Raw genomic sequence first — 22,439 nt, forward strand, 5'->3', positions numbered from 1 at the left:
TCACCCCCTTCCGCTCCTTCGGCTCCGTCGTCCGTGGTCCATCATCCCCGAACGGCAGCGCCGCGCGCAGCGCCAGGCCGCGGGGATGCTCACGACGCTGGTCAGCAGGAACGCGATGGGGATGTTCCCGGTGAACACGTGCCATCCGAGGACGTCGATGAGCAGCACGTCCATCACAATCAGGTGCACCAGGAAGTACTCGTAGGAGATCTCCCCCAGCCACACCATGGGTCGCGCGCCGAGGAGGCGGTGGTACCGGCCGTGCGCTGCCGGCGCGAGCGCCAGCGGCGCGATCAACGCGGCCGAGACCACGAGGTACAGCGCCGACTTCACGATCGCCTCGGCCGCGTTCTGCGGCACCATCGTCGGCGGCCCGGCGAGCGCGGGCAGCGCCGCGACCAGGAACCCGGCCAGCGCCACGGCCAGGCACGCGGGGGTCGCCCAGCGGGGCCAGTCCCGGACCAGCTGCGCGAGCACCGTCAGCGCCATGCCCGCTACGAACCACCACAGGTAGGCGGGCGGCCACATGCGCGCCGTCAGCTCGATGTCCGGGGCGACCGCGGCCCACGCCGGGCTCACCGCCGCCAGAGCGCCGAGCGCGACGAGCAGCCGCGCCGGCCGCCAGCGATACCGGCACACGAGCGCGGTGAGCGCCCAGCCGATCACCGGGAGCGCCAGGTAGAACGCCATTTCCACCGCCAGGCTCCACGCCTGGGTGAGCCCCACCCGCAGGTGCCCGAACCCGTAGATCTGCGTGAAGGTGAGGTTCCGCACCAGCCCGTCGACGCCCGCACCCGACGGGTTCGGTTCCGGCCGCACCAGCCCCAGCAGGTACACGAACACCACGACCACCCAGTACGCGGGCACGACACGGCGGAACCGGTGCCAGGCGTAGCGACGCAAGTCGGGCTGGTGCCCGGTGCCGTCCATCAGCAGCCGCACCCACGGCCGGAACAGCAGGAAGCCCGAGAGGGCGAAGAAGATCGGCACGCCGATCTCGAACCGCGCCCACAGGTGGCCGACGAAGTCGTCGGTGTAGTGCCCCGTCCAGTACGCGGCATGCGTCAGGCACACCGCGCCCGCCGCCACCGCCCGCAGGCCGGTGAGCGGCGCCACCCGGGTCTTGCCGTCCGCGTGCACCCATCCATTCTGCCCCGCGGCACCCGGGTGCGGCAGCGGCACCGTCAGGCCCCCGGGGCCACCTGGAAGATCCGGCGGTACCCGAGCGGGGTCATCCCGGTGTCCCGGCGCAGGTGCGCGCGCAGGCTGGCGCCGGTGCCGAGCCCCGATTCGTCGGCCACCACGTCGACCGACAGGTCGGTGGTCTCGAGCAGCTCGCGCGCCCGGTCCAGCCGGCGGCGCAGGATCCAGGCCCCGGGCGTCTGCCCGGTCTCCTCGCGGAACCGTCGGTTGAACGTGCGCACCGAGAGTCCCGCGCGCCGCGCCAGCTGGTCGACGGCGAGGTTCTCGCCCAGGTGCGCCGCGGCCCACTCCCGCACCCCGACGGTGCTGCCCGCCCCGCTCGCGGGGACGGGGACGTCCACGAACTGGGCCTGCGTGCCCGCGCGGCCGGGCGGGATCACGCAGTGCCGCGCCACCCGGTTGGCGACCGCAGCGCCGTGGTCAGAGCGGATGAGATGCAGGCACAGGTCGAGCCCGGCGGCCAGGCCCGCGGAGGTGAGCACGTCACCGTCGTCGGTGAACAGCACGTGCTCGACGAGCCCGACCCGGGGGTACAGCCGCCGCAGCTGGGCCCCGTACTTCCAGTGCGTGGTCACCGAGCGTCCGTCCAACAAGCCGGCGGCGGCGAGCACGAACGCCCCGGTGCAGATGGAGACGAGGCGGGTGCCGGGGCGGATGGTGTCGAGCGCGGCGCGCAGCTCGGCAGACATGGTCCCGTCGCAGCGCGGACCCGCGATCTTGGTGCCCGGGACGATGACGGTGTCCGCCTCGACAAGGGCCTCGCTCCCCGCCTGCGGCGTGATCGCGTAGCCGCCCGTGGCGGTGACGGGCGTGCGGTCGAGGCCGCAGGTGATCACGCGGTAAAGCGGCTCACCGGTCTCGGTGGTGGCCTCGGAGAAGCACATCGGCGGGATCGCCGCGTCGAAGCCGACGATCGGTTCCAGGAGCAGGACGGCCACCGTATGCATGGCATGATTCTTTCATATCTTGTCATTGATGCCACTGGTTCGCGGGTCGAGATTCGGGAAACCTGAGTCGCGTGAAACTGAGACTTCCGCACTACGCGTGGATCGTGATGGGCATCGCCTTCGTGACGATGCTGGGCGCCGCCGGCTTCCGGTCCGTGCCCGGCGTCATGATGGACCCGCTGCACATGGAATTCGGCTGGTCGCACGCGACGATCGGCGCGGCGATGTCGGTCAATATGGCCCTCTACGGCCTGACCGCGCCGTTCTCGGCGGCGCTCATGGATAAGCTGGGCGTGCGGCCCGTGGTGACGGGCGCACTCGCGCTCGTGGCCGCGGGTACCGGGCTCGCGGTGTTCATGACCGACGCATGGCAGCTGGTACTGCTGTGGGGCGTCCTGGTGGGGCTGGGCACCGGCTCCCTCTCGACGGCGTTCGTCGCGACCATCGCGATGCGCTGGTTCGTCGCCCGAAGGGCCTCGTGACCGGCGTCCTCACCGCCGCCAGCGCCACCGGCCAGCTGATCTTCCTGCCGATCGTCGCGCTGATGGCGACCGCGCACGGCTGGCGGACGGCTGTCCTCGTGGTGACGGCGGTGGCGGTCGCCGTGATCCCGGTGGCGGGCCTGCTGCTGCGGTCCTGGCCCGCCGACAAGGGCATCGCGCCCTTCGGCGCGACCGAGGTGGTAGCCCCGGCAGCGCCCGCCGGCGGCGCGGTGAAGGCGGCCTTCTCCGGCCTGGTTCTCGGCGCCCGGCGCCCCGCGTTCTGGCTCCTCGCGGGGAGTTTCGCGATCTGCGGCGCGACGACCAACGGGCTGCTGCAGACGCATTTCATCCCCGCGGCGGGCGATCACGGCATGCCCGCCACCGCCGCGGCCTCGCTGCTGGCGTTCATCGGGGTGTTCGACGTGATCGGGACGATCGCGTCGGGCTGGCTCACCGACCGCGTGGACTCGCGGATCCTGCTGGTGATCTACTACCTCGGCCGCGGGCTGGCGTTGGCGCTGCTGCCGTCGCTGCTCACCCCCGACGTGGCGCCCGGGCTGATGGTGTTCGTCCTGTTCTACGGCCTGGACTGGGTGGCCACGGTGCCGCCCACGATGGCGCTGGCCCGCGAGCACTTCGGCGAGTCGACACCGGTGGTGTTCGGCTGGATCTTCGCCTCGCACCAGCTGGGCGCCGCGGTGGCCGCGTTCGGCGCCGGCTACATCCGGGACGCGTCGGGGGTTACGACCCCGCGTTCTACACCGCGGGCGCGCTGTGCGTGGCGGCCGCGGTCATGTGCTGGGCGGTCCCCGGGCTCGCGCCCGGGCCGCAACCCCGGAGCCGGTGGCCGCCTGAGTCCGCGGATCACAGACGTCGGGACACCGGGTTCGAAGAATCAGCAGAACCCGCACTCGCCGTTGGCGGCGAGCTGGGTGAAGCAGTTCGGGCACAGCTTCGGCTTGGGCTCGGGCTTGGCCGGTGCAGCGGCCTTCGTCGGGCGGGCCGACGGTGCCTTCGTCCTCGGTTCGGCCGCGGGGCGCGCCTTGACGACGCGGCCCTTCGCGACGGCCTTGGTGGGCTTGATCCGGGACGCCTTCGCCGCAGCGGCGCGGCGTGCCTCCTCGAGCTTGGGGGTGAGCTGCGGGCCGGCGCCGGCGGGCACCGTCGCCCCGAAGTGCAGGTAGCAGGCGAACCGGGCGGCGGCGGCGTGCTCGTCGAGGTTGGCGGGCACCGGGAGGCCCGCGGCGGCCACGGCGTACGCGTAGCCCTCGCCCACGGTGTGGTCGTGCGCGACCATCAACGAGACGAGCGGCGGCTCGTCGGCGGCCTGGCATCGGTCCGTCACGCGGCGCTGGAGCGCGGCGATCCACGTACGGACAGGCGCACGCGTGGCGATGCCGACGTCGGCCTGGGCGCGAGCGGCGAGTTCGGCGTTGCTCATGAATGCGCCGTACCGGCCCGCGAGCTCGACCAGCGCCGCATGCGCCGCAACGGCCCACAGATCCAGCGCTTCGGAGAAGGGGACGGAGAGTTCGTTGGCGGTGCGCCAGGCCTCGAGGTCGATCGGGTCTTCGGGGGCGGCGCCGGCGTCACTCACCCTCACATTTTACGGCGAGCCATGGGGTGCAACGCAAACCGTTCAGCCGCGCGTGAACTGCGTCACCACGTCGTATCCGATCTTGCAGATGAACGCGGTCACCACGACGAGGAAGACCACCTTGACGAAGCCGCTTCCCTTCGCGACCGCCGTGCGGGCGCCGAGATAGCCGCCCGCGACGTTCGCGCACGCCATCGCGATCCCCAGCTTCCAGTACCCGGCGCCCTGCGGCAGGAACACCACCAGCGAGGCGAGGTTGGTCGCGAAGTTCGCGACCTTCGCCTTCGCCGACGCCTCGAGGAACGCGTAGCCCATCAGCCCGACCATCGCGAACACGAGGAACGATCCGGTGCCGGGGCCGAGGGCCCCGTCGTACACCCCGATGGCGAACCCGGCCAGCCCGGCCGTCACCAGGTGGCGGTGGCCGCGGAACTTGAGATTCGTCTCGTCGCCGAGGTCCGGCTGGCGCAGCGTGTACGTGAAGACGGCGATGAGGGCGGCCAGGATGATCGGGTTGAAGGCGCTGCGCGGGATGTGCGAGGCGATGAGCGAGCCCACGATCGCGCCCGCGAACGCCGGGACCGCGAGCGCGACGGCGGTCCGCGCGTCGGGGCGGACGCGCCGCCAGTACGTGACGCTGCTGGTGGTGGTGCCGGCGATCGAGGCGATCTTGTTCGTGGCGAGCAGATGGACGGGCGCCGCGGTCGGGAACGCGATGAGCAGCGCGGGGAGTTGGATCAGCCCGCCCCCGCCCACGACGGAGTCCACCCAGCCCGCGATGAGGGCCGCGAGCAGCAGGAGGAGCAGCACTGTCGTGGATATATCCGGCACGGGATGGATCGTGCTGTACCGGCCTTGCCGGTATCAACTCCTGTGGCAATGAGCCCGTCGCGTATTTTCGACGCATGACGAATTCGCGGACAGACGTCGCCTCCCTCACCCCCGACGAGGCCAGCGCGCGCGCCGCGGCCGCCGTCGGGTACCACCACGTGCACCCCGACACCTACCTCGTCGGGCGGGAGAAGGTCCGCGAGTACGCCCGCGCCAGCCAGTTCACCGATCCCATTCACTTCGACCTCGAGGCCGCCCGCGCCGCCGGCCACGCCGACCTCGTGGCGCCGCCGATGTTCGTCAGCATCGCCGGGATCGTCGCGAACCGCCACCTGTTCGAGGACGGGATCATCGGGTACGGCGCGAGCCAGCTCATCCAGGCCGACGAGTCGATGGTCTACCACCGTCCCGTGGTGGCCGGGCACGAACTGACGTGTCACGTGCACGTGGACAACTACCGCCGGGTGGGCGGGTACGACATGGTGACCCTGCGCAACGAGCTGTACTCGCAGGACGACGAACACCTGGCGACCTTCTCCACCACCCTGATCGGCGGCTCCCCCGACGACACGCCCGACTTCTCCAAGGTCGCCGCGAAGATCGTCATGCACGGCATCGTCTGACCCGCCTCCCGGGCGCGACCGACCGGCGACCGCGGGTACGGCCCACTCGGATGCTTCGTCACTCTTGCATACTTTCGAGTGTCGTATTCTCTTCTCCTGCCGCGCTATCGATTCAGGAGACCGACGTGCCCGACCTCGCCCTCGGAGCGACGCCCGACCGCACGCGCGACCTGCGGCGGATCAAGTACGGCGTCATCGTGGGAACGGCGCTCGAGTGGTTCGACTTCTACCTCTACGCGTCGATGGCGGCGCTCGTGTTCCGCCACGTGTTCTTCCCGAGCGGGAACCCCGCCCTCGCCACGCTGGCCTCGTTCGCCACGTTCACCGTGGGCTTCGTCGTCCGGCCGCTCGGCGGCGTCGTGCTCGGATACCTCGGCGACCGGGTGGGCCGGCGCACCGTCCTGTACCTGACCTTCGTCCTCATGGGCGTCTCGACGGGGCTGATCGGGCTCCTCCTCGTACGCCGCGATCGGCGTCGCGGCGCCCGTACTGCTGGTGATCCTACGGATCCTCCAGGGCATCGGCGCCGGGGCCGAGGGCAGCACGGCGGCCGTCCTCGCGTACGAGCACGCCGACGGTGCCACCCGCGGCCGGCAGGCCGCCTGGCCGGCCCTCGGGTCGAGCATCGGGCTGCTGGCCGCGTCGCTCACGGTCACCGCGGTCACCTCCCTCGACGATGCCGACCTCTACAGTTGGGGCTGGCGCATCCCCTTCGTGCTGAGCTTCGCCCTCGTGGGCCTGGGTCTGCTCGTGCGCCGCGGCCTGCCCGAGTCACCCGAGTTCGCTTCCGGCGCACGGCCGGACGAGGGGACGGCGAGGACGCTGGTGCGCACCCATTGGCGGGGCCTGGTCGCCGTGATGGTGATGACGGTGGGCTACCTGGGCGCCAGTTATACGTTCAAGACGTTCTCGATCTCGTACCTCAAGGAGTTCCGTGACGTACCGGCGAACGTCGGGACGTTCGGGGTCGCGCTGGCGAGTGCCGTTGCGCTGGTCGTGATCCCGGTGTCCGGGTGGTTGACCGACCGGGTGGGCGCGCGGCGGCTGATGCTGATCGGCGCGGCGGGGATCGCGCTGATCGCGTTCCCGTTCTTCGTCCTGCTCGACACGGGGCGGCCGGCGTACATCTGGTTCGCGCTGATCGTGGCCTCGGGCGTGCTGATCCCGCTGATCCTGGCGAGCTCGTCATCGTTCATGGCGGCGCAGTTCCCCGCATCCGTCCGCTCCACCGGGGCCGGCGCCGGGCGCGAGATCGCCGCTGCCGCAGCGGGTGGCGTGGTGCCGCTGATCGCGTTGTCGCTGGTGACGGCGTCGGAGTCGCACTCCACCGTGGGGGTCTCGGTGCTGTTCATCGCGTCCGGCGCGTGCATCGCGATCGCGTGCGCGCTGGATCAGACGGATCGGGTGGCGCGCGACGAGCGGTCAGTCGCGGATCGGCCTGCGGGCCAGCCACGCGGCGACGATCGCGCCGGAAATGTTGTGCCACAGCGAGAACACCGCTGAGGGCAGGGCCGCCAGCGGCGAGAAGCGCGCCGTGGCGAGTGGCGTCCCGGGTACACGCGGATACGCGTTACCCGCGACCGACCCGACCCGGTGACTGCTCCCGGTAACGCCGTCCGTTCACCTGTTCCTCATCACCTCGGCCTCGATGGCCCACCACGCGCGGAAAGCGTCGGCGGGCCGGCGCAAATCGAGTCCGGTGAGCTCGTGGAATCTCGAGAGCCGGTACCGGACGGTGTTCGCGTGAACGAACAGCGCTGCCGCCGTATCCTCGACTCGTGCCCCCAGTTCCAGATGGCACCGGACGGTCTCCATGAGCGCTGTGGCACTCTCGGCCGCGTCGAGCCGCGCGAACACGGTCCGGGCGAAGCCCTCGCCGACGTCGGGGTCGCCCGCCACCGCGAGCCGGAGGCCCAGAGCCTCGAATCGCTGTACACCAGTCGATCCGTAGGCCTCGCCGGTGCTGCGCGCACGCGAGGCAAGGCGGTAGGAGAGCGCCAGGTCGGCCAACACCACCTGCGGCCCCAGCCCCACGGTGAAGGGCACGTCAAGGAAGTCGACAGGAGGAACGACCCCCACCACCGTGTCTCCTCCACGGTGATCAGTGGCCAGGTGATCGCCGTGGCGCGGGTCAGCGCGTCACGAAGCGCGGTGCGGCCGGGGCCGCTCGGCGCGGGAGCGCTCATCGCGCAGTATTCGGCACCCGTGTCCAGCCCGTACGCCCCCGCGCCGCGCTTGATCTCTTGAGCCCCGAGGCGGCCGTGCAGGAGATCGAGAACGAACCGGCTCCGCAACTGCTCATCGGCGCGCACCTGCTCACGATCGGCCTGATGGTACCCGCGAGTGTAGGAGACGGTCGCCTCGTCGACCCGGTCGAGGATCTCCCTGGTCAGCCGCAACGCGATCAGGTCGGATTCGGCCAATGCGACCAGCTCGTCGATCAGCGTCCGGACCGCGCACCGCCACGCCTGGTACACGTCCTCCAGCGCGACCCCCTGGGCCGCGCGCAACGCCCCGTAGTCGACCAGCGCGGCGCGGTCCGCCGCGCAGAGCGGACGCCGTTCGCCGACGGCCTCGATGAGGATGTCAACGGCACGGGCCGACATGTCCTCCACCGTGGACCGCTCGACCGATGCGTACGAATCGAGCCGGCGGGTGACCTCGGCCGTGATCCGGTCCGCGATCTCAGCACGCCGGGCCAACATGGCCGCGGCCACTTCCGCACTGGTCTGGGTCACGGTGGACCCTCCTCTCCGCGTCACTGCCTGGAGCTTGGAATCCGTCACAGGCGGATGTGCTCGAATCTTGGGGCCAGGCATATGGTGTGATACGCACCATATCCGCAGGCTTTTGTCATGCACCTCACACAACCATTGCACCAGGCTCTGCAGGCCTCCCCGAGGCGCCGCTCACCGTCTTCGGGACGCGGATACGCAGCGTCCGCGAGGTCGCCGACAGGGTGGCACGACTGGCGGCCGGCCTCCGTTCAGTGGGCGTGCAGGCCGGTGACCGGGTCGCGATGCTGGCACTCAACTCGGACCGGTACTTCGAGTACCTGCTCGCCGTGCCGTGGGCGGACGCGGTGATCAACCCGGTGAACATCCGGTGGAGTGCCGCAGAGATCGCGTACTCGTTCCGGGACTCCGAAACGGCGGTCCTGTTCATCGACGACGCGTACGTCGCAATGCTCCCTCAGCTGCGCGATTCGTACCCGGGAGGGCTCCGCACCGTCGTCTACTGCGGCGACGGCGAGCCGCCCGAGGGAACCGTCGGATACGAGGACCTGATCGCCGCCCACGCTCCGGTCGCGGATGCGCGCCGCGGCGGCGACGAGGTCGCGGGCATCTTCTACACGGGCGGAACGACCGGCTTCCCCAAGGGTGTCACCCTCACGCACCGCAACATGATGACGCAGTACTACGGCATCCTCGCCTCCCGCTGCTACCTCCGGTCCGGGAGCGTCTACCTGCACGCTGCGCCGATGTTCCACCTCGCCGACCTCGCCGGGTGGGGTGCGCAGCTGGTACTCGGTGGACCGCACGTGATCATCCCCTCCTTCGACCCCGTCCGGACGCTCGAAGCCGTCCAGGAGCACCGCGTCACCGATGCGCTGCTCGTCCCCACCATGGTGCAGCTCCTCGTCGACCACCCGGCGATCGACGAGTACGACACCGGCTCGCTGGAGACGGTGCTCTACGCCGGTTCGCCGATGGCGCCCGCCCTTCTGGATCGCGCGATGGTGCGGTTCGCGGGCACCACGTTCATCCAGGGCTACGGGATGACGGAGCTCGCCGCCGCCTGCACCATGCTGCGCGCCGATCTCGATCGCGCCTCCGACGCGTTCCGACGCTCGGCGGGCCGCGCGCTCCCGCACAACGAGGTGATGATCGTCGACCCCGATGACAACGAGGTACCCCGCGGCACCGTCGGCGAAGTGGTCGTCCGCGGCGGCAACGTGATGGCGGGGTACTGGAACAACCCCGAGGCCACTGCGGCCGTGCTCCGCGACGGGTGGATGCACACCGGTGATGGGGCGTACATGGACGAGTCCGGGTACATCTACATCGTCGACCGCCTCAAGGACATGATCGTCACGGGCGGCGAGAACGTCTATTCGGCCGAGGTCGAGAACGCCGTGGCCACCCACCCCGACGTCCTCGCGTGTGCCGTGATCGGGATTCCCGATGCCGATTGGGGCGAACGCGTCCACGCGGTGGTCGTTGCGCGGCCGGGCTCGACGATCGACGCCGCTGCGGTGCGGCAGCACGTCCGCGGTCTGATCGCCGCGTACAAGGCGCCGCGGTCCGTCGACTTCGTGGACGCCCTTCCCACCACCGGCGCGGGCAAGGTGCTCAAGCGGAGTCTGCGGGAGGCGCACTGGTCCGCCGCCGAACGGCAAGTGAATTGATCGCGATGAACCGGGGCGAACCCGTACCGAGGAGGTTGCCATGACCGTGTACACCAGCAACGCCATCGCGCAGGGCGAAGCGTTCGACACCGATCGTGCGGGCATGCTCTCACGGATCGAGGAGCTGCGTGCGCTGGAGCGGCGCGCGGTGGACACGTCCAACCGAGCGGCGGCCCGATTCGCCTCGCGCGGCCAGCTCCTTCCCCGCGACCGCCAGGCGCTCCTCCTGGATCCCGGCGCGCCCTTCCTGGAGCTGCAGTCCCTCGCGGGTTTCGCCATGACGGACAACGGATCCGATCTCGACCGGGAGCAGTCGATACCCGGTGGCAACCAGATCGTGGGCATCGGCTTCGTCGCGGGGACTCGGTGCGTCGTCGTGATCACCGACTCAGGGATCAACGCCGGCGCCTACAACACCGCAGGTATCGGGAAGCTGCTCCGCGCGCAGCGGATCGCACTGGAGAACCGGCTGCCGTTCGTGCATCTCGTCGAGAGTGCCGGTGCCAACATCGCGTCGTACCGCGTGGACGGCTTCGTCAACGGCGGGGAGATGTTCGCGAACCTCGCGCGCCTGTCGGCGGCGGGCGTGCCGGTCATCACCGTGCTCCATGGCTCCTCCACCGCAGGGGGCGCCTACATGCCGGGGCTTTCGGACGTGGTCGTGGCGGTGAAGGATCGCGCGAAGGCCTTCCTCGCGGGGCCTCCGCTGCTGAAGGCCGCCACCGGCGAGATCGCGACCGACGAGGAGCTGGGCGGCGCAACCATGCACGCAGACGTCTCGGGCCTGGTCGAGCACCTGGCGCAAGACGACGCGGACGCGATCCGGATCGTTCGGGACGTGATCGCGCGACTGCACTGGTCCGACGCGATCAGCACCGCACCGCGGGACTACACCGAACCGCGGTACCCGGTCGACGAGCTCGCCGGCATCGTGCCGATCGACTACCGCACGCCGTACGACGTGCGCGAGGTCATCGCCCGCATCGTGGACGGTTCCGAGTTCGTGGAATTCGGTGCCCGCTACGGCTCGGCCTCGGTATGCGTCGAGGCCGCGGTGCACGGCCACCCGGTGGCGATGATCGGCAACAACGGCCCCATCGACAACGCCGGGGCGACGAAGATCTCCCACTTCATCCAGCACTGCTGCCACATCGGGACACCGATCATCTTCCTGCAGAACACGACCGGCTACATGGTGGGCACCGAGCATGAACGGGGCGGCATGATCAAGAACGGTTCCAAGATGATCCAGGCCGTGGCCACCGCCACCGTCCCGCGGATCACGCTGATGATCGGCGCCAGTTTCGGTGCAGGCAATTTCGGCATGTGCGGCCGCGGGTACGCGCCGCGGTTCGTTCTCAGCTGGCCGAACGCCCGGATCGGATTGATGGGGCCGGAGCAGGCCGGGGTGACGATGCGCACAGTCGCCGAGGCGTCCGCCCGCCGTCGCGGCGTGGAACCGGACGAGGCGGAGATGACCGAACGACACCGCAGCATCGCCGACCTGATCGAGCGGCAGTCCGACGCCTTCTACACCTCGGGGCGCCTCCTCGACGACGGTGTCATCGATCCCCGAGACACGCGGCGGGCGCTGGCCTTCCTGCTGCAGACGATCCGTGAGGCCGAGGAGATCGAGTTGCGCCCCATCACCTTCGGCGTGGCACGCCACTGATCCGGAACGAGACGAGAGAACGATGACCACCACTGCACCTCCCCCGATAACCCCGCCGCACCGGTCCTGACGGATCTTGCGCGCGGTGTCCTCACGATCACCCTCAATCGGCCGGAACAGCGCAACGCCCTCTCCGATGAGGTTCTGTCCGCGCTCGACCGGATCACGCAAGCACCTCTCGACGGGGTGCGCGCCGTAGTGATCCGGGGCAACGGCACCGCCTTCTGTGCCGGCGGCGACATCAAACAGTTCGCTCGGGACCTGCAATCGGCGGATCCAGCGACGATCGCCGCTTACAACAGGCGGTTCGGAACGATCCTGCAACGCCTCACCCGGGCGCCCGTACCGGTGATCGCCGCGATCCACGGCGCCGCGATGGGCGGCGGGATGGGATTCGCCGCCGCGGCGGACATCACGCTCGCCACCGCAGACACGGCGTTCTCCCTCACCGAGACCACTCTCGGTCTCGTCCCGGCACAGATCTGCCCGTTCGTCGTCGATCGGCTCGGTGCCCACACCGCCCGCCGGCTGATGCTCACCGCGGCGCGGTTCCGCGCACCGGAGGCGTACCGCTTGGGCCTCGTCGACGAGGTCGTGGACGACCTCGATGCAGCCGTCGACACCCTGGTGGACCGGATCAGACGATGTGCGCCCGGAGCGAACGCCCTCACCAAACGCCTCGTCACCGACTGCACGTCTGTGGACATGACCACCGTTCTCGACGATGCCGCACGACTGTTCGGCAAGGTCATGCTCAGCGCCGAGGCGCGCACCGGTGTCGATGCCTTCCTCTCCGGCGGCTCGCCCGGCTGGGCCACGGATTCGAGTCGCGCGGCGACGGAGGAGGTGGCACCCCAATGAGGATCCTGGTCGCCAATCGCGGAGAGATCGCCGTCCGGATCATCGCGGCGGCACACGCGGAGGGACACGACGCCGTTGCCGTGTACTCGGATGCCGACGTCGACGCGATGCACGTCGGGGCGGCGGACCACGCCGTGCGGCTCGGGGCGGCACCTGTGCGCGAGTCGTACCTGAACGTACCGGCGCTCATCGCCGCGGCGCAGGCATCGGGGGCCGACGCGGTTCACCCCGGATACGGCTTCCTCGCCGAGAACGCGGATTTCGCGGCGGCCTGCATCGAGGCCGGGCTGACCTTCATCGGGCCGAGCCCCGAGTCGATCGCCCTGATGGGTGACAAGGCCGCCGCGAAACGCAAGATGGCCGAGCTGGGAGTCCCGATCCTCCCGGGGTACCAGGGCGAGGACTCGTCCGACGCGACGCTGCTCGCCCGCGCCACCGACATCGGCGTGCCCCTCATGGTCAAAGCCGCCGCGGGCGGTGGCGGCAAGGGGATGCGGCTGGTCACCGAACCCGGCGACGTACCCGAGGCCATCGCCGCCGCGCGCCGCGAAGCCCTCGGCGCCTTCGGGTCCGATGCCCTGATCCTCGAACGCGCCGTGCTCGCTCCACGCCACGTGGAGATCCAGGTCCTGGCGGACCAGTACGGCACCGTCCTCGCCTTCGGCGAACGCGACTGCACCGTTCAGCGCCGGCACCAGAAGGTCGTGGAGGAGGCACCGAGCCCAGCACTCACACCGGGCACTCGCTCGCGGATGGCGGCCGCCGCGATCTCCGCAGCAGCCGGGATCGGCTACGTCGGCGCGGGCACCGTCGAATTCCTCCTGGACACCGACGGCTCGTTCGCGTTCCTGGAGATGAACACCCGCATCCAGGTCGAACACCCGGTGACCGAACTGGTCCACGGCGTCGATCTGGTCTCCTGGCAGCTGCGCATCGCCGAAGGCGACCACCTTCCCACGGCCGAACCGAACGGACCGCGGGGCCACGCGATGGAAGCCCGCCTGTACGCCGAGGGCGCGGATTTCCTTCCGTCCTCGGGCACGATCGTCGCCTACCAGCCACCGGCCGGAGCCGGGATCCGCGTCGACTCGGGGATCCGTTCGGGCAATGCGGTTCCGCCGTACTACGACCCGATGCTCGCCAAGGTCGTCGCCTTCGGCGAGGATCGCGAGCAGGCCCGGCGCAGGCTGGTCCGCGCACTCGAACAGACAGTGGCCCTGGGAGTATCGACCAATCGGTCGTTCCTACTCGCAGTGCTCGCCGACGAGCGCTTCGTCTCGAGCGATTTCAGCACCGCGATGCTGGCCGAGGCGCTGCCGGCGCCACCGGTGTTCACCGAACGTCATGTGGCCGCCGCCGCGCTCGCACAGTACCAGCGGTCGCGGGACCGTGCCTCCGAGCGCTCCCCGGATCTGGCCGGCTGGAGTAGCGCCGGGGTGCTCAGCTCGCGGATGACGTTGTGCGCCGCCGGCACCGAGTTCGACGCCGTCGTCATCGACGACGCCGGGGAAATCGGCGTGTGGATCTCGGGCGACCTCGTGCCCGATCCCGCACGGCCGACGGGAATCGCGTTCGACGGCAACCGTGTCCTGCTCGCGTTCCCCGACCTCGATCTGGAGCTGACGGATACGACGATGGCGCCGCGGATCGACGGTGATGCGGCGCAGGGCTCGGGGCGGCTCGTCTCCCCGTTCCACGGCACCGTCGCCGGAGTCCTCGTCGCGGTCGGCGATCACGTCCCGGCGGGCACCCCGTCGCCGTGGTGGAGGCGATGAAGATGGAGCACCGGATCATCGCGGATGCGAGTGGGACTGTGCGTTTCACAGCAGAACCGGGCGTGCAGGTCACGAGCGGTGATCCCGTCGTCCTGATCGATCCCGAGGAGGCCCAGTGACAACCGGAAGAAGGACCGTCATCATCGGTGGCGCAGCGGGAATGTGGGGGGACTCCGTTCTCGCCACGCCCCAGATGCTGGCGGACGGCCGATGTGACTACCTCATCTACGAGGGGCTCGCCGAGATCACGATGGCGATCCTCACCAAGGCGCGGGCCCGTGACGAGAACCAGGGCTACGCACGCGATCTCATCGACACGATCGCGGACAACCTGCGGGCGTTCTCGGACACCGGCACGAAGGTGGTCACCAACGCCGGTGGGGTGAACCCGCACGCGGCCGCAGCGGTCCTACGCGCGGCCGCAGCGCGGGCCGGTGTGCGCTGCTCGATCGGCGTCGTGACGGGGGACGATGTGCTGCGCACCGACCTGGGCGGGGGCACCGGCTGGAATCCGACGCGATCAGCGCGAACGCCTATCTCGGTGCTCGCCCGATCGCCGCCGCGCTGGACGCGGGTGCGGACATCGTGCTCACCGGCCGCGTGGTCGACAGCGCACTGACCCTGGGCCCGCTGATGCATGAGTTCGGTTGGTCTCCAGATCAATTCGATCTTCTCTCTGCGGGATCACTCGCCGGCCACCTCCTCGAATGCGGGCCCCAATCGACCGGCGGCCTGCTCACCGACTGGACCGCCACGGCCAGCTGGGCCGATCCGGGCTTCCCGCTTGCGATCATGCAGGCCGACGGCACCTTCGAGATCACCTGCGCCACGGGCACCGACGCTCTGGTCGACCACCGCTCCGTCGCGGAGCAGGTGCTCTACGAGATCGGTGACCCCACGGCGTACCTCCTCCCCGACGTCACGTGCGACTGGTCCGGGGTGGAGCTCGAAGAGACGGGCCCGAACAGGGTCCTCGTCCGCGGAGCGCGAGGGCGTGCCCCAGTCCCCACTCTGAAGGCGTGCGCACAGATCCCGGACGGCTTCCGGGTCGCCGTCCAGTACTTCGTCGGCGGTCGCGACGCCGTCGCGAAAGCCCAACGTACTGCTGACGACATCGTCACGCGGTGGCGACACCTCCTCGCCGCGCGTGGATACGGCGATTTCCGTGCCGTCACCGCGTACGCGGTGGGAAGCGAGCAGGCGTACGGCGCGCACGCCCGCGCCACGCCCAGTCGCGAGTCCCTCGTGTGGGTGAGCGCGCACCACGACGACGCCGCCGCGCTGCGGCTCGCTGTCCGCGAGTTCCCCTCCATCGGCCTGGCGGGAGCGCCCGGGACCGGGGCGCTGCCAGCGCCGGCCTACCGAAACCGTCACCAGTACTTCGGATCCAGGAGATTCCGGTACCGCGGGAACTCGTTCCCGCGTCCGTCGAGGTCGACGGTGCCCCAGTCCCGTTCACCGACGTCTCACCGGCCGACTGCGCGCCCGTCGCCGCACGCGGTCCCGATCTCCCCAGCGCAGGTCACGTACCCGCTGGGGGACGCACCGTCCCCCTGATCGACATCGCCTACGGGCGCAGCGGCGACAAGGGGTCCAGCTCGAACATCGGCATCATCGCACGCGACCCGCGATGGGTGCCGCTGATCGCCGATCAGCTGACGGCGCCCGCTGTTCAAGCCTGGCTCGAGCACCTCGGCGCGACCACGGTCGAGCGTTTCGCCCTCCCCGGCCTGCATGCCGTCAACTTCCTGCTGACCGGCGGCCTGGGCACCTCGGGCGCGGCGTCCACCCGGATCGATCCGCAGGGTAAGGCGCTCGCCCAGCAACTCCTCGAATTCCCCATCACCATTCCCCGAACCGAAGGACGACGATGATGTTCACCGGCGAGCACGACCAGTTCCGCCTGTCCGTGCGGCGTTTCATCGACGAGAAGATCAACCCGCACGTCGACGAATGGGAGCGGGACAAGCGCATGCCCCTCCACGAGATCATCAAGGATTTCGCGAAACTCGGCGCTGTCGGCCTCGAGTACGAGCCCGAGTACAACGGTCAGGGCGCTGACCACCTGTTCACGCTCGTTCTCGCGGAGGAACTGGGACGCGTGGACAACGGCGCCTTCCCGATGGCGTTCGGCGTGCACGTGTCGATGGCGACTCCGTCGCTCGCCGCCCACGGCTCCGACGAACTGAAGGCGCGCTACCTGGCGCCGGCCATGGCGGGGGACATGGTGGCCGGGGTCGCGGTCACCGAGCCCGATACCGGATCCGACGTGGCCGGCGTGAAGACGTCGGCGCGCCGCGACGGGGACGACTGGATCATCGACGGCGCGAAGATGTTCATCACCAATGCGCTGCAGGCCGATTGGCTGTGCATGCTGGTCCGGACGTCCGATGAGGGCGGCTATGCGGGCATGAGCCAGATCATCGTGCCCACCGACACCCCCGGCTTCACGGTCCGCCCGCTCGAGAAGCTCGGCATGCACGCCTCCGATACCGGGGTCATCACGCTGGAGGGTGTGCGGGTACCCGTCCGCAACACGATCGGCGAGACCGGGCGCGGTTTCCAACAGCAGATGTCGCAGTTCGTGATGGAGCGCATGTTCGGCTCGTACAACATCCCGATCGCGGCGCAGCGCGCGCTCGACAGGACCCGCGACTACGCGCGGGGCCGCCGCATGTTCGGGCACGCGCAGTCCGCGAATCAGTACCTCGCCTACCGCTACGCCGAGTACGCCGCGCAGACGGACATGCTCAAGACCTACAACCGGGACGTCGCGGCCCGCCACGTCGCGGGCGAGAACGTGACCCGCCCCGCGACCATCGCCAAACTGACCGCGGGCCGCCTGATTCGTGAGGTCGCCGACTGGTGCCTCCAGGTCCACGGTGGCATGGGCTACATGGAGGAGACCTGGACGTCGCGATTCCTCCGGGACCAGCGTCTGCTCTCGATCGGCGCCGGGGCCGACGAGGTCATGCTGCGGGTCCTCAGCCAGATGGACGGATTCGTCGATGTCTAGCATCTTCGCACCCGATCTCCTGGCCGATCGGGTGTGCATCGTATCCGGCGCCGGAACCGGCCTCGGCCGTGCCGCGGCGAGCGAGCTCGCCGGCCTGGGCGCCACCGTCGTGTTGTGTGGACGGCGGCGGGACCGCCTTGAGGACACCGCCGCCCGGATCGGCGCCCGCGCGTCCGTGCACCCGCTCGACATCCGCGACGAGGACGCCGTCGACGCTCTGATGGACGAGGTGGTCGAACGGTTCGGCCGGATCGACGTGCTCGTCAACAACGCCGGCGGACAGTTCATGGCCCCCGCGGAGGAGGTGTCCCCCAAAGGGTTCCGCACCGTCGTCGAGCTCAACGCCCAGGGAACCTGGCAGATGACCCGGGCCGCCGCACTCAAGTCGATGATCCCGAACCGGAGCGGACGTGTGATCAACGTCACGCTGTCGCCGCACAACGGCTTCCCCGGTCTGTTCCACGCGGCGCGGCGCGCGCGGCTGTCGAGAACATGACTCGTGGGCTGGGCGTCGAGTGGGCGCGGTACAACATCCAGGTGGCCGCGATCGCCGCGGGCCACTTCGACACCGACGTGCTCCACGACAAGTACCCGGAGGTCGTGGGACGCACCGCGCAGACCTGGATGCCCGCGCAACGCCTCGGACGCGCCGAGGAGTTCGGATGGATGGTCGCCTACCTGGCATCGCCCGCCGGTGCCTACATCACCGGCACGGTCATCACCGTCGACGGTGCCCGCGACAACTGGTACGGCCCCTGGCCGCAGGGCCAGTACGCGGACGCGGAAGTCTCGCCGACGGAGAGCCGCGATCGGGGCTGGCGATGACGAACTGTCAATCTCACGGAGGTCCGCTGACCGGGCTCCGGGTGGTCGAGTTCGCCGGACTCGGGCCCGTGCCCCACGGCGCGATGATCCTCGCCGACCTGGGCGCGGACGTCGTGCTCGTAGTTCCCCACAGCAGCCGGGCGCTGGACCTCGCGGGCGGACGGCCCGACCACGTGCTGCGCAACCGCAGCGTCGTTCGTGCGGACCTGAAGGCTCCTCGAGACCTCGCCGCTGTGCGCGAGCTCCTCGCACAGGCCGACGTGGCCGTCGAGGGGATGCGACCCGGAACGATGGAGCGTCTCGGCCTCGGACCGGACGAGTGCTGCGCCGAGAACATCCGGCTGGTGTACGCCCGCATGACAGGTTGGGGCCAGGAAGGAGCCCTCGCCGCGCGGGCCGGGCACGACATCAACTACATCGGGATCACCGGGGCACTCGCAGCGATCGGAACGCCGGCGCAGCCCCCGACCGTGCCCCTCAACCTGGTCGGCGACTACGGCGGCGGTTCGATGCTGATGGTCATCGGCGTGCTCGCTGCGCTCCACGAGCGGGAGACCTCGGGGCGCGGCCAGGTGATCGACGTCGCCATGGTCGACGGCGCTGCACTGCTCACCCAGTTGATGTGGGCGATGCGGGGCTACGGCGAATGGAGCGCCGGGCGCGGAACGAACCTCATCGACGGCGGCGCCCCGTTCTACAGCACGTACCGATGCGCCGACGGCGGATACGTCGCGGTCGGTGCACTCGAACCGCAGTTCTACCGGGCTCTGCTCGCCGGGCTCGAGCTCGATGAGTCCGACGTACCCGATCGGGACGACCGCGCGCAGTGGCCGGCGCTGCGCGAGTGTTTCGCTCGGGAGTTCTCTCGACGGCCGCGCGCGGAGTGGGAGGCGAGGTTCGCGGGCACGGACGCGTGCGTGACTCCGGTTCTCGACTTCGAGGAGGTCGCCGGAGATTCGTACCTCCGGGACCGTGGCACCATCATCGACGTCGCCGGGGTCACCCAGGCCGCGCCTGCGCCCCGCTTCTCCCGCACCCCCACGTCGGATCCCCGTGCCCCGGGCATCGAATCAGATGCCGCGGAGGTCCTCGCCCGATGGACTCGGCCGGGTCACTCCGAGTAGACGCCACGCGACAGTGGCTGACTGTGTCAGATTTCAGGGGTTCCGGCGCCATCGATGGCTCCGGAACTCCCTCTGAGCTGCGGAAGTGGAGGGATTTGAACCCCCGGTGGTTTCACCCACGCTCGCTTTGAAGTCACCGCTAACTGGGTAAACCTGATCGTAGCTGATCTCACCGACGTGTCCTGACGTGCACTTCGGAGCACACGCCCACGTTCCCACAGGACCGGATAGTGGCAGAACTGTGGCAGGTTTCGAGCGCGATCCCAGGCCGAACAGCGGGGTGCTCCTGTGGCTGAACGTGCTCCCGATCGTCGCACAGTGCACCGCGACACGCCGAAGGCTCCTCAGCCGTCTCAGTGGAACATGTCCCACGCTCAAGAGACGATCGGCGCATGACCGAGAACACCGCAACGTCGACCTTGCTGACTATGGAGGAGGCCGCGGAGCATCTCCGGGTCTCGCGTGAATACCTGTACCGCATGCGGAAGAACGGTCAGCTGACGGTATGAAGTTCGGCCGGCGCACGCTGGTCGAAGCCACCGAACTCGACCGGTTGATCGCCGCCGCACGGACTACGGGTGCCTGACCATGGCCGAGCCCTCCTGCAACGTTTTCTGGCCCGTGCCGTGTGGCCGTTGCCGGTCGCGAGCGGCGGTACCGTCTCGCCGGTATCGCGATCGAGAGCAACGCACCACTAACCCCAGTGCGTGCTCAACGAGCACCGTCCACTGGAGTGCCCCGTCAGGTCGGGACGTGCGACCCGACGAAGGTCCCTAGCGGCCGCCGTCGGACGGGGTGAGAGTGGGCGGCGGGCATCTTCCCACCCCAGACCCCAGGAGCGCGCCATGGAACGATTCACCTCCGGCACCACCGTCCTCGATCGCGAGGAAGCGACCGAGCTGTTGCGCCGCAAGGACGTCGGGCGCATCGTGATCGCACTCGGCGGCGACGCCGAGATCTTCCCCGTGAACTACGTCCTCGGAGAGGGCTGCAACATCCTGTTCCGGACCGGCCCCGGCAGCAAGCTCGCCTCCGCCGTCGTGGCGCACGAGGTCACCTTCGAGGTGGACGAGGTCGGGGGCGACCAGGCCTGGAGCGTCATCGTGCGCGGGCCCGCCCGGGTGCGCACGGACTCATCCGCCCTGTCGGTGACCGACGCGCTGTCCCTGCGGCCGTTCATCGACGACGGCAAGTACGAGGTCGTGGAAGTCCTCGCCGAGCGGGTCAGCGCCCGCGGCTTCGGCCGCACCTGGTCCTGAACCACCGGGACATCGGTCGGGACGTCCGCCGCTCCCGTGAGAGCCACGTCGCGGCCGACGATCGATCCATGGACGGTAGAACCGAGACGACCGCCACGGACGTGGCACCCGAGCGGCGGCTGCGCGCCGCGCGCCCCGAACCCGCGCGAGGCAGGCCCGCCGGCGGATGGATCCGGACCTCGTGGTCACCACGGATCACAAGACGATCGGCGTGATGTACATCGTCACCTCGATGCTGTTCTTCTTCGTGGGCGGCCTCATGGCGCTGGTCATGCGCGGCGAGCTCGCGGAGCCAGGACTGCAGTTCCTCTCCACCGAGCAGTTCAACCAGTTGTTCACCATGCACGGCACGGTGATGCTCCTGCTGTACGCGACCCCGATCGCGTTCGGCTTCGCCAACTACCTCGTGCCCCTGCAGATCGGCGCACCCGATGTCGCGTTCCCCGGCTCAACGCCGTCGGCTACTGGCTGTACCTGTTCGGCGGCCTCACCGCATCCGCGGGCTTCATGGTCCCCGGCGGCGCGGCCGACTTCGGCTGGACCGCGTACACCCCGCTGTCCAACGCCGCGCACAGTCCGGGCGTCGGCGGCGACCTGTGGTTGATGGGGCTGACCGTCGGCGGGCTCGGGACGATCCTCGCCTCGGTGAACATGGTGACCACCGTGCTCTGCCTGCGTGCGCCCGGGATGACGATGTTCCGGATGCCGATCTTCACGTGGAACATGTTCGTGGTGAGCGTCCTCGCGCTGATGATCTTCCCGCTGTTGGCGTCCGCGTTGGTCGGGCTGGAGGTGGATCGGCAGTTCGGTGCGCACCTCTTCGATCCGGCGAACGGCGGGACGCTCCTGTGGCAGCACCTGTTCTGGTTCTTCGGTCACCCCGAGGTGTACGTGCTGGCCCTGCCGTTCTTCGGCATCGTCTCGGAGATCTTCCCGGTGTTCAGCCGCAAGCCGATCTTCGGTTACAGCGGCCTGGTCCTGGCGACGCTCGCGATCGCCGCGATCTCGATGGCGGTGTGGGCGCACCACATGTACGCCACCGGCGCGGTGCTGCTGCCCTTCTTCAGCTTCATGACCTTCCTCATCGCGGTGCCCACGGGCGTGAAGTTCTTCAACTGGATCGGCACGATGTGGAAGGGGAACATGACCTTCGAGTCGCCGATGCTGTTCTCGATCGGCTTCATCGTGACCTTCCTCTTCGGCGGCCTGACCGGCGTGCTGCTCGCGTCGCCGCCGCTCGACTTCGCGGTGTCCGACACGTACTTCGTGGTCGCCCACTTCCACTACACGCTCTTCGGCACCATCGTCTTCGCGGCCTTCGCGGGCATCTACTTCTGGTTCCCGAAGGCCACGGGCCGCATGCTGAACGAGCGGCTCGCGCGCTGGCACTTCTGGCTCACCTTCATCGGCTTCCACGCCACGTTCCTCGTACAGCACTGGCTGGGCGCCGAGGGCATGCCGCGTCGGTCCGCGGACTACCTGGCGAGCGACGGTTTCACGAGCCTGAACCGGATCTCGACCGTGGGCGCGTTCGTCCTGGGCGCCTCGGTCCTGCCCTTCGTGTGGAACGTGTTCAAGAGCTACCGCTTCGGCGAGGTCGTCACGGTCGACGACCCGTGGGGCTTCGGCAACAGCCTCGAGTGGGCCACCACCTGCCCGCCGCCGCGGCACAACTTCACCGAGCTGCCCCGGATCCGCTCCGAGCGCCCCGCGTTCGAGCTGCACTACCCGCACATGGTCGGGCGCATGCGGGCGGAGAAGCACACCGCGCACACAGCGTGAACCGTGCGGAATTCTCTGCCGCTCAGACGTGCCA

22 protein-coding genes and 2 pseudogenes are annotated in these 22,439 nt (G+C 69.7%); 19 read left to right on the forward strand and 5 right to left on the reverse strand.

The features are described from left to right. Both MTP03_RS21415 and MTP03_RS21420 read right to left on the reverse strand, forming a co-directional pair. Positions 1 to 1,188 (reverse strand): acyltransferase family protein, encoded by a 1,188-nt coding sequence (locus MTP03_RS21415; protein ID WP_371821004.1) that lies wholly within the window; start codon positions 1,186 to 1,188, stop codon positions 1 to 3. After that, complete coding sequence (locus tag MTP03_RS21420; protein WP_248489880.1) at positions 1,185 to 2,150, reverse strand: GlxA family transcriptional regulator; 966 nt, start codon at positions 2,148 to 2,150, stop codon at positions 1,185 to 1,187. The genes MTP03_RS21415 and MTP03_RS21420 overlap by 4 nt, the downstream gene beginning before the upstream one ends. Positions 2,151 to 2,257: 107 nt before the next feature. Here MTP03_RS21420 and MTP03_RS21425 point away from each other — a divergent pair. Continuing rightward, positions 2,258 to 3,440, forward strand: a pseudogene (locus MTP03_RS21425) (MFS transporter); the annotation flags it as partial. Positions 3,441 to 3,527: 87 nt separating this feature from the next. Here the strand turns inward: MTP03_RS21425 and MTP03_RS21430 are convergent. Then, positions 3,528 to 4,229 carry a hypothetical protein gene (locus tag MTP03_RS21430; protein WP_248489881.1) on the reverse strand — a complete coding sequence of 234 codons (702 nt, stop codon included), beginning with the start codon at positions 4,227 to 4,229 and terminating at the stop codon, positions 3,528 to 3,530. A gap of 42 nt (positions 4,230 to 4,271) precedes the next feature. Continuing rightward, complete coding sequence (locus tag MTP03_RS21435) at positions 4,272 to 5,060, reverse strand: TSUP family transporter (RefSeq protein WP_248489882.1); 789 nt, start codon at positions 5,058 to 5,060, stop codon at positions 4,272 to 4,274. 74 nt (positions 5,061 to 5,134) lie between these two features. Here MTP03_RS21435 and MTP03_RS21440 point away from each other — a divergent pair, with 74 nt between their 5' ends. After that, positions 5,135 to 5,683 carry a MaoC family dehydratase N-terminal domain-containing protein gene (locus tag MTP03_RS21440; RefSeq protein ID WP_248489883.1) on the forward strand — a complete coding sequence of 183 codons (549 nt, stop codon included), beginning with the start codon at positions 5,135 to 5,137 and terminating at the stop codon, positions 5,681 to 5,683. A 495-nt stretch (positions 5,684 to 6,178) separates the two neighbouring features. After that, positions 6,179 to 7,186 carry an MFS transporter gene (locus tag MTP03_RS21445; RefSeq protein WP_371820822.1) on the forward strand — a complete coding sequence of 336 codons (1,008 nt, stop codon included), beginning with the start codon at positions 6,179 to 6,181 and terminating at the stop codon, positions 7,184 to 7,186. Positions 7,187 to 7,303: 117 nt separating this feature from the next. Here the strand turns inward: MTP03_RS21445 and MTP03_RS21450 are convergent, their stop codons facing one another. Continuing rightward, positions 7,304 to 7,765, reverse strand: coding sequence for a CdaR family transcriptional regulator (locus MTP03_RS21450; protein WP_248489884.1), 462 nt, complete (start codon positions 7,763 to 7,765; stop codon positions 7,304 to 7,306). Positions 7,766 to 7,944: 179 nt separating this feature from the next. Here MTP03_RS21450 and MTP03_RS21455 point away from each other — a divergent pair, with 179 nt between their 5' ends. From MTP03_RS21455 to ctaD, 16 genes and pseudogenes are all read left to right on the forward strand, one after another. Further along, positions 7,945 to 8,511 carry a hypothetical protein gene (locus MTP03_RS21455; RefSeq protein ID WP_248489885.1) on the forward strand — a complete coding sequence of 189 codons (567 nt, stop codon included), beginning with the start codon at positions 7,945 to 7,947 and terminating at the stop codon, positions 8,509 to 8,511. Beyond that, positions 8,508 to 10,091 carry a long-chain-fatty-acid--CoA ligase gene (locus MTP03_RS21460; RefSeq protein WP_371820823.1) on the forward strand — a complete coding sequence of 528 codons (1,584 nt, stop codon included), beginning with the start codon at positions 8,508 to 8,510 and terminating at the stop codon, positions 10,089 to 10,091. The genes MTP03_RS21455 and MTP03_RS21460 overlap by 4 nt, the downstream gene beginning before the upstream one ends. Positions 10,092 to 10,131: 40 nt before the next feature. Continuing rightward, positions 10,132 to 11,763 carry an acyl-CoA carboxylase subunit beta gene (locus tag MTP03_RS21465; RefSeq protein ID WP_248489886.1) on the forward strand — a complete coding sequence of 544 codons (1,632 nt, stop codon included), beginning with the start codon at positions 10,132 to 10,134 and terminating at the stop codon, positions 11,761 to 11,763. A 96-nt stretch (positions 11,764 to 11,859) separates the two neighbouring features. Next, a complete protein-coding gene (locus tag MTP03_RS21470; RefSeq protein WP_248492323.1) occupies positions 11,860 to 12,624 on the forward strand; it encodes an enoyl-CoA hydratase/isomerase family protein in 765 nt (254 codons plus the stop codon). Next, positions 12,621 to 14,399 carry an acetyl/propionyl/methylcrotonyl-CoA carboxylase subunit alpha gene (locus MTP03_RS21475; protein ID WP_248489887.1) on the forward strand — a complete coding sequence of 593 codons (1,779 nt, stop codon included), beginning with the start codon at positions 12,621 to 12,623 and terminating at the stop codon, positions 14,397 to 14,399. The genes MTP03_RS21470 and MTP03_RS21475 overlap by 4 nt, the downstream gene beginning before the upstream one ends. Beyond that, positions 14,384 to 14,518, forward strand: a complete 135-nt coding sequence (locus MTP03_RS21480) for a biotin/lipoyl-containing protein (protein WP_248489888.1) — start codon at positions 14,384 to 14,386, stop codon at positions 14,516 to 14,518. Before MTP03_RS21475 ends, MTP03_RS21480 begins: the two co-directional genes overlap by 16 nt. Then, entirely contained in the window at positions 14,515 to 15,018 is a 504-nt protein-coding gene (locus tag MTP03_RS22990; protein ID WP_256465187.1) for an acyclic terpene utilization AtuA family protein, read from the forward strand. Before MTP03_RS21480 ends, MTP03_RS22990 begins: the two co-directional genes overlap by 4 nt. After that, positions 14,964 to 15,956: an acyclic terpene utilization AtuA family protein gene (locus MTP03_RS21485; protein WP_256465298.1), complete on the forward strand. Its 993-nt coding sequence runs from the start codon at positions 14,964 to 14,966 to the stop codon at positions 15,954 to 15,956. Before MTP03_RS22990 ends, MTP03_RS21485 begins: the two co-directional genes overlap by 55 nt. Positions 15,957 to 16,033: 77 nt before the next feature. Beyond that, complete coding sequence (locus tag MTP03_RS21490) at positions 16,034 to 16,273, forward strand: hypothetical protein (RefSeq protein ID WP_248489889.1); 240 nt, start codon at positions 16,034 to 16,036, stop codon at positions 16,271 to 16,273. After that, positions 16,270 to 17,415, forward strand: coding sequence for an acyl-CoA dehydrogenase family protein (locus tag MTP03_RS21495; protein WP_248489890.1), 1,146 nt, complete (start codon positions 16,270 to 16,272; stop codon positions 17,413 to 17,415). The genes MTP03_RS21490 and MTP03_RS21495 overlap by 4 nt, the downstream gene beginning before the upstream one ends. Continuing rightward, entirely contained in the window at positions 17,408 to 17,911 is a 504-nt protein-coding gene (locus tag MTP03_RS22995) for an SDR family NAD(P)-dependent oxidoreductase (protein WP_256465188.1), read from the forward strand. The genes MTP03_RS21495 and MTP03_RS22995 overlap by 8 nt, the downstream gene beginning before the upstream one ends. Then, on the forward strand, positions 17,908 to 18,240 hold the full coding sequence (locus MTP03_RS23000; RefSeq protein WP_256465189.1) for an SDR family oxidoreductase: 333 nt from the start codon (positions 17,908 to 17,910) through the stop codon (positions 18,238 to 18,240). Before MTP03_RS22995 ends, MTP03_RS23000 begins: the two co-directional genes overlap by 4 nt. Then, positions 18,237 to 19,364 (forward strand): CaiB/BaiF CoA-transferase family protein, encoded by a 1,128-nt coding sequence (locus tag MTP03_RS21505; RefSeq protein WP_248489891.1) that lies wholly within the window; start codon positions 18,237 to 18,239, stop codon positions 19,362 to 19,364. Before MTP03_RS23000 ends, MTP03_RS21505 begins: the two co-directional genes overlap by 4 nt. 392 nt (positions 19,365 to 19,756) lie before the next feature. After that, the gene (locus MTP03_RS21510; protein ID WP_248489892.1) at positions 19,757 to 19,873 is read left to right on the forward strand and encodes a helix-turn-helix domain-containing protein; all 117 of its coding nucleotides are present in this window, start codon (positions 19,757 to 19,759) and stop codon (positions 19,871 to 19,873) included. Between the two features lie 336 nt (positions 19,874 to 20,209). Next, positions 20,210 to 20,623, forward strand: a complete 414-nt coding sequence (locus MTP03_RS21515) for a pyridoxamine 5'-phosphate oxidase family protein (RefSeq protein WP_248489893.1) — start codon at positions 20,210 to 20,212, stop codon at positions 20,621 to 20,623. Between the two features lie 68 nt (positions 20,624 to 20,691). Further along, positions 20,692 to 22,405: pseudogene (ctaD, locus tag MTP03_RS21520) on the forward strand (cytochrome c oxidase subunit I). The last annotated feature ends 34 nt before the right edge of the window (positions 22,406 to 22,439 follow it).

It is taken from the genome of Tsukamurella sp. PLM1 (assembly GCF_023168325.1).
Classification (GTDB): domain Bacteria; phylum Actinomycetota; class Actinomycetes; order Mycobacteriales; family Mycobacteriaceae; genus Tsukamurella.

Bases quoted from the DNA above. Each gene is read 5' to 3' on its own strand.
- MTP03_RS21420 (WP_248489880.1), bottom strand. From the start codon at position 2,150: ATGCATACGGTGGCCGTCCTGCTCCTGGAACCGATCGTCGGCTTCGAC.
- MTP03_RS21440 (WP_248489883.1), top strand. From the start codon at position 5,135: ATGACGAATTCGCGGACAGACGTCGCCTCCCTCACCCCCGACGAGGCC.
- MTP03_RS21465 (WP_248489886.1), top strand. From the start codon at position 10,132: ATGACCGTGTACACCAGCAACGCCATCGCGCAGGGCGAAGCGTTCGAC.
- MTP03_RS21475 (WP_248489887.1), top strand. From the start codon at position 12,621: ATGAGGATCCTGGTCGCCAATCGCGGAGAGATCGCCGTCCGGATCATC.
- MTP03_RS21495 (WP_248489890.1), top strand. From the start codon at position 16,270: ATGATGTTCACCGGCGAGCACGACCAGTTCCGCCTGTCCGTGCGGCGT.
- MTP03_RS22995 (WP_256465188.1), top strand. From the start codon at position 17,408: ATGTCTAGCATCTTCGCACCCGATCTCCTGGCCGATCGGGTGTGCATC.
- MTP03_RS23000 (WP_256465189.1), top strand. From the start codon at position 17,908: ATGACTCGTGGGCTGGGCGTCGAGTGGGCGCGGTACAACATCCAGGTG.
- MTP03_RS21505 (WP_248489891.1), top strand. From the start codon at position 18,237: ATGACGAACTGTCAATCTCACGGAGGTCCGCTGACCGGGCTCCGGGTG.
- MTP03_RS21510 (WP_248489892.1), top strand. From the start codon at position 19,757: ATGACCGAGAACACCGCAACGTCGACCTTGCTGACTATGGAGGAGGCC.
- MTP03_RS21515 (WP_248489893.1), top strand. From the start codon at position 20,210: ATGGAACGATTCACCTCCGGCACCACCGTCCTCGATCGCGAGGAAGCG.